Annotated in this window: 6 protein-coding genes; 2 read left to right on the top strand and 4 right to left on the bottom strand. The window is 42.3% G+C overall.

Annotated features, from left to right (window positions below; all coding sequences use genetic code 11):
- Positions 1-247, top strand: a 247-nt coding sequence (locus ACEW8O_RS13580) for a hypothetical protein (protein WP_373495166.1), incomplete at its 5' end; no start/stop codon positions are given.
- A gap of 91 nt (positions 248-338) precedes the next feature.
- On the opposite strand, the gene ACEW8O_RS13575 is transcribed toward ACEW8O_RS13580, so the two are convergent.
- The 4 genes from ACEW8O_RS13575 to ACEW8O_RS13560 form a co-directional block, all read right to left on the bottom strand.
- On the bottom strand, positions 339-563 hold the full coding sequence (locus ACEW8O_RS13575) for a hypothetical protein (RefSeq protein ID WP_373495165.1): 225 nt from the start codon (positions 561-563) through the stop codon (positions 339-341).
- A 403-nt stretch (positions 564-966) separates the two neighbouring features.
- Positions 967-2280, bottom strand: a complete 1314-nt coding sequence (gene xylA, locus ACEW8O_RS13570; protein WP_373495164.1) for a xylose isomerase — start codon at positions 2278-2280, stop codon at positions 967-969.
- A gap of 276 nt (positions 2281-2556) precedes the next feature.
- Positions 2557-4047, bottom strand: a complete 1491-nt coding sequence (locus tag ACEW8O_RS13565; RefSeq protein ID WP_373495163.1) for a xylulokinase — start codon at positions 4045-4047, stop codon at positions 2557-2559.
- A 14-nt stretch (positions 4048-4061) separates the two neighbouring features.
- Positions 4062-5705, bottom strand: coding sequence for a sodium/sugar symporter (locus tag ACEW8O_RS13560; RefSeq protein WP_373495162.1), 1644 nt, complete (start codon positions 5703-5705; stop codon positions 4062-4064).
- A 656-nt stretch (positions 5706-6361) separates the two neighbouring features.
- Here ACEW8O_RS13560 and ACEW8O_RS13555 point away from each other — a divergent pair.
- A partial coding sequence (locus tag ACEW8O_RS13555; RefSeq protein ID WP_373495167.1) for a LacI family DNA-binding transcriptional regulator occupies positions 6362-6484 on the top strand: 123 nt, incomplete at its 3' end.

Genomic DNA, 6484 nt, shown 5'->3' with positions numbered 1-6484 from the left:
TGCATTCATAACCCCGGGTGGAGGTGCATTGAGGTTGGCCGAAACCGAAAGATATGTTGAAGCACCTTACCCGGGGCTAATCAAAGTTCAGCCCTTTCAGGGCTGCTGCTGGTTCAAGTCTTCAGACTTGGACCACAATATTGCAGTCTTCAGACTGCCAATCTGTGCCATAGATTTCAACTTCCCCTCCATTTCGGGATCAAAGTTCCTGTTCCAATTGAAACTTCTCCGTCCCGAAATTGCTTAAATCGTCGCTATCAAAACCCCGTGTTGCGGTGCATTGAGGTTGGCCGAAACCGAAAGGTATTTCAAAGCACCTTACCCGGGGCTATAATATGTTAAGCTCCCGTACCGATAGCTATCGGTACGGGACAGGCTCCTCTGGTGGTACTACAGAAAAACCTCAAATTCAAAACCAACCTTAATTCGGTAGGGTCGCGGGTGGGAAGACAATGGGCCGGGCCAGCGCAGGCCTCGTGCGTGGATAAGCCTGTCCCGCAGAATTGCGGGAGATTCCATTGTCTTGTCCCGATAGCTATCGGGATTGTTACTTTTTTTGTCAAAGCCTGTCCCGATTTCTCGGGAAAAAAAAGTAAGAGAATTAATGTAAATCAAATGGAAAAAGCGGCACTCACTAAAAACAACGAAAAACAGTCTTTCCTAAATAAACTTTCCCTCCATTTCGGGAAGAAAGTCCCTGTTCCAATTGAAACTTCTCCGTCCCGAAATTGCTTTAATCGTTGCATTCATAACCCCGGGTGGAGGTGCATTGAGGTTGGCCGAAACCGAAAGATATGTTGAAGCACCTTACCCGGGGCTATAATATGTTAAGCTCCCGATTCTCGGGACAGGCTCCGCTGGGGCTACTACAGAAAAACCTCAAATTCAAAACCAACCTTATTTCGACACCTTCCTATTCATCTCTCACCCTTCATCCCTCATCCTTCATCCTTCATCCTTCATCCTTTAAATAAACTCATTCAAAATATTCTCAAACAGCTCCTGCCTTCCGCTTCTTTGTTTGGGTTCGCCTGTGGCCAATGCATGTGCCCTTAGATCTTCCAAAGTCAGTTTTCCTGATTCATATTCTTTACCCTTTCCGGAATCAAAGGATGAATACCTTTCTTTTCTTAAGGATTTATATTCAGACTTTTCCAAGATTTCGTTTGCAATCAATAATCCCCTGGAAAAGGCATCCATACTTCCGATATGGGCATAAAACAAGTCATCCAAATCAGTGGAATTCCGCCTCACTTTGGCATCAAAGTTCACGCCTCCACCCTGAATTCCACTACCTTCGAGGATCACCAACATGGATTCGGTCAACTCCTGTAGGTTGATGGCAAACTGATCTGTATCCCAACCGTTTTGATAATCTCCTCTATTGGCATCGATGCTTCCCAACATCCCTGCATCTACAGCCACTTGCAGTTCATGTTGGAAGGTATGTCCTGCCAGGGTTGCATGATTGACTTCCAGGTTTAATTTGAAGTCTTTGTCCAGACCATGTTGTCTCAAAAACCCGATTACAGTTGCGGCATCGTAGTCATACTGATGTTTGGTGGGTTCCATTGGTTTTGGTTCGATCAGGAAGGTGCCTTTGAATCCTTTGGATCTTGCATAATCCCTGGCCATGGTCAGAAAGCGTCCCAAATGTTCGGTTTCTCTTTTCATATCAGTATTGAGCAGGGACATATAACCTTCACGTCCGCCCCAGAATACATAATTTTCCCCACCTAATTTGATTGTTGCATCAATGGAGTTTTTTACCTGCGTACCTGCCCAGGCCACTACATCAAAATCAGGATTGGTAGATGCCCCGTTCATATAGCGTGGATTGCTGAAAACATTGGCTGTACCCCAAAGCAATTTCATCCCGGTTTCTTTTTGTTTTTGCAATGCATAGTCAGTTATGATCTGTATTCTTTCCTCATACTCCTCAAGGGTATCCCCCTCATCAATAAGGTCTATATCATGGAAACAATAGTACTCAGCACCTATCTTGGTGTAAAACTCAAAAGCAGCATCCATTTTATCCTTGGCCCGCTGAACAGCATCATCACTTTCATTCCAAGGCCTTACCATGGTGCCCGGCCCGAACGGATCGCCGCCTGTGGCACAGAAGGTATGCCAATAGGCAATGGCAAATTTAAAATGATCTTTCATGGGCTTTCCCGCCACTACTTTATTGGCATCATAATATTTAAATGCAAAAGGGTTTTTTGACCCTTTGCCCTCAAATTTGACTTTGTCGATATTCGGAAAATAGGTTTTTGACATTTGATTATAGGTTTATTTAATAGATGTGAGATTTGAGATATGAGATGTGAGACCTGCCGGCAGGCAGGAGTGGGAAGTAAGAAGCTTCTCGGCCACCACTGCCGACTGAACACCGACTACCGAAAACTGTGACTGCCCACGGAAAACTGGCAACTGCAAACTGACCACTGCCTACTGAACACTGCAAACTGACCACTGCAAACTGACCACTGCAAACTGACCACTGCTTACTGCAAACTGACCACTACCTACTGCCTACTGAACACTGAACACTGTCTACTGAACACTGCCCAGTGCCTTCAACCAGCTTTGATATACATCATCATAAGCAGAGACCAAGGAAGAATCCGGTTCAAAGGAAGCCATTTTTTCCAAGCCGGCAAAAGCTTCTTGGGCATTTGAATATATACCCGAGCCGATTCCCGCACCTCTGGCGGCACCTTGGGCACCATCAGTATCATAAAGCTCAAGTGTTACATTATTCATATTGACAAAAGCCTCCCGGAACAATGGACTTAGAAACATATTGGCATTTCCTGCTTTAACTGTTTTGAGGTTTAGCCCCATGTCCTTCATAATTTGAAAACCATAGGTAAGCGCACTGACTATCCCTTCCTGCCCCGCTCTCAGTACATGTCTTTTGTCATGCTTCAAAAGGTTAAGGCCAGAGAGATGGGCATCTACGGCTTTGTTTTCCATGATACGTTCCACCCCGTTTCCAAAAGGTATGAATTTGAGGCCATCTGCCCCAAGAGGAACTTCCGATGCCAGTTGGTTCATTTCGGGGTATGAAATGCTTTCTCCACCGATCAATCTTTTCAGCCATGAATTTAATATCCCGGTGCCATTGACACAGAGCAAAACACCATAATGTGGGCTTTCCTCACTATGATTGACATGTACAAAGGTATTTACTCTGGACTTTGGGTCAAATACCGCCTGTGTACTTACCCCATATACTGTCCCGGAAGTACCCGCCGTAGTTGCCAGTTCCCCGTCTTCCAGTACATTCAAAGAAAATGCATTATTGGGCTGATCTCCTGCGCGGTAGGTTATCGGCACACCGGCTTCGATCCCCAAAATATTCGCTGCTTCGTCATTTACCCTGCCCTGTACTGAAAAGGAAGGCACCACATCGGCGATCATTGATTTATTGATACCATAGTAGTCCAAAAGTTTTGTGGACACACTATTTGATTTGAAATCCCAGAAGATCCCTTCGGAAAGACCTGTTTCTGAGGTCAGGATTTTACCTGTGAGTTTCATGGCGATATAATCGCCGGGAAGCATGATTTTATGGATTTGTTCAAATTTTTGGGGTTCATTTTCTTTGACCCATTTGAGTTTGGAGGCAGTAAAGTTTCCGGGGGAATTTAATAAATGCGGAAGACAGTAATTTTCCCCCAGATCCTGAAAGGCCTTGTTGCCGATCTCCACTGCCCTGCTATCACACCAAATAATGGAAGGCCTGATGACCTTATGGTTTTTGTCCACACAGACCAACCCGTGCATTTGGTATGAAATACCGATTGCTTTCAGTTCTCCCTTTTGAATATTTCCATTTTTAACAATGGCATGGGTAGTTTCAACAATGTATTTCCACCACATTTCAGGATCCTGTTCGGCCCAGTCTTTTTGAGGGGCCGCTATGGGCATTTCAACTTTTGGGAGACCCTCCGAAGCCACCACTTTGCCTGTATCGGCATTTAAAAGGGTGGCTTTGACGGAAGAACTTCCAATGTCATATCCTAATAATAATCTTCTCATTTTTTATTTAGGGTTTACCAAAATACAATATATAATGCTGCGGTGATTCCTGTAATGATCAAAGCGCCGATCTTAAATCCTGTACTGGTCTTGAACAGATCTGCACTTATTTCAATGCTGTTTGGATGGTCTTTACCTTTTCCTTCCACCAGGCTGATAAGGATCATCAATAATGCTATCACCAGGAAGACAACCCCCATCCTGTCCAGGAACGGCAGGGCCGGAAACACCCATTTCAATACCATTGAAAGTGGAATGCTGACACCTGCCCCTACCAATGCTGCATTGGAGGTGGTTTTTTTCCAGAATACACCAAAGAAAAATATGGCAAATACTCCCGGGCTGATAAAGCCGGTATATTCCTGTATAAACTGAAACGCCTGATCCAATTGTCCCAAGGCCGGGGCAACAACAGCCGCAACTACAAATGCAATTGCAGCAGTGATTCTTCCAACTGTAACCTGCTTGGTTTCAGAGGCATTTTGACCAAAATATTTTTTGTAAATATCCATCGTAAAGATGGTGGAGGTACTATTGGCCATGGAAGCAAGTGATGAAACAATAGCTGCGGTCAATGCGGCAAAAGCCAAACCTTTCAGACCAACAGGAAGCAGTTGCAATAAAGTAGGATAAGCCCTGTCCGATTTGATTATGCCTGTTACAGGGTCTTTCATGGATTCAATAAAACCTACATCAATTCCGTTTGCTACAATCACATAGGCCGCAATTCCGGGAATGACGACAATTAAAGGCATTAATAATTTCAGAAAACCGGCGAAAATCATCCCTTTCTGGGCTTCATCAAGACTTTTGGCAGCCAAAGCCCTTTGGGTAATGTATTGGTTGAATCCCCAATAACTCAGGTTGGTTATCCACATTCCTCCTACTAATACTGAAATCCCAGGCAAATCCTGATAGGCATCATAAGTGCCCCCTTTTCCATCCGGAATCATCATTTCACCTCTGGAAAGAATCATGGAAAAATGACCCGGAACTTCCTGCCTTAACAATCCCAAACCTTCCCAAGCTGAACCTTCACCTACCATGGTCAAGGCAATATATGTAGTAGCCAATCCACCTGCAATCAGAAAGAACACCTGCACCACATCTGTCCAAGCAACTGCCTTCAAGCCACCATAAATGGAATAAATCATGGCAAACAAGGCCAATCCTATAATGCCATAAACCATGGGTACATTTAGAATAGTGTTCAAACTCAAAGCCCCCAAATACAATACAGAAGTCAGGTTGACAAAAACATATAACAATAGCCAGAAAATCGCCATTGTAGTCCTGACCCTGGTATCATACCTGTCCAAAAGAAACCCGGGCATGGTATAAATACCTTTTTTGATATATATCGGCAAAAAGAAAATAGCTACCACCAAAAGGGTAATTGCAGCCATCCACTCATAAGTGGAAATCGCCAAACCAAGGGCAAAACCTGAACCTGACATCCCGATAAACTGCTCAGCAGAAATATTAGAGGCGATCAGGGAAGCTCCCACTGCCCACCAGGGAAGGGCTTTGGAGGCAAGAAAATAATCCTGGGAATTTTTGATGTGGCCTTTTTTCTCTCTTGAGACAAAAAGCCCCATACCAATGATGAGCAAACAATACCCAATAAATACTGCAAGGTCTAAGGGTTCTAATAACATAGGATAGGTTTAATTAGATTGGGGTTTATTTATTTTGAGAAGGTTCAAATATAAACTTTTCGACAATTGTTTTTTATGTTTTTTACAATTATGGCTATCAATAGCAGCTTCTTTTCGCAAAATATGCTATCCATTAATTTAAGCCTTTCACTTATCCTTAAATCTTTTCAATGTTTCAATAGCTCTTGATTTCACCTCTGTCTTTCTTGATATTTTTTTAATGCCCCAAACCTCAAAAAATATTATTATGAATACAACCGATTTCATAAATTATTTTTGGTAGAATTATAGCACAACTCCCAATTTTTGAAGCTTGATCTGACATAAATAAAGTTATAAACAAGAATAATATCTAAACATTATATCATCAAAATCCTATTTTATCAATTCCAATCTAAACCAACTTAATCTGACGGAATCAATAATCAATATTTTAAAATTTAATTTAAGTATTCATTAAAAAATCAAAATAAAAGTTACTCAGCAACCGATTTCATAAAAATTGTTTTGAAACAGTAGAAAAATCCTATAGTTTTGAATTACTTCAATTGTAACCCCTCGCTTTCCAAGGATTCAAACTCTATTTATAAAAATACAACACCAATCCGGACTTTGAGTAACTTCCAAAAAACAAAAGACTTGCCTTTAAATTTAACATGGAGAAAGAAATCACCATTTATGATATAGCCAAGGATGTTGGAGTTTCACCTACGACAGTCAGCAGAGCACTCAATAACCATCCTGCTGTAAAGGAAAAAACGAAAAAGAAAATCTTTGAT

Source organism: Aquiflexum sp., from assembly GCF_041749095.1.
GTDB lineage: Bacteria > Bacteroidota > Bacteroidia > Cytophagales > Cyclobacteriaceae > Aquiflexum.
Note: the sequence above shows the minus strand (reverse complement) of the source record. Positions and strands in the feature narration are given on the sequence as shown.

Coding starts and splice junctions, on each gene's coding strand:
- xylA (WP_373495164.1), bottom strand. CDS start 2,280: ATGTCAAAAACCTATTTTCCGAATATCGACAAAGTCAAATTTGAGGGC.
- ACEW8O_RS13560 (WP_373495162.1), bottom strand. CDS start 5,705: ATGTTATTAGAACCCTTAGACCTTGCAGTATTTATTGGGTATTGTTTG.
- ACEW8O_RS13565 (WP_373495163.1), bottom strand. CDS start 4,047: ATGAGAAGATTATTATTAGGATATGACATTGGAAGTTCTTCCGTCAAA.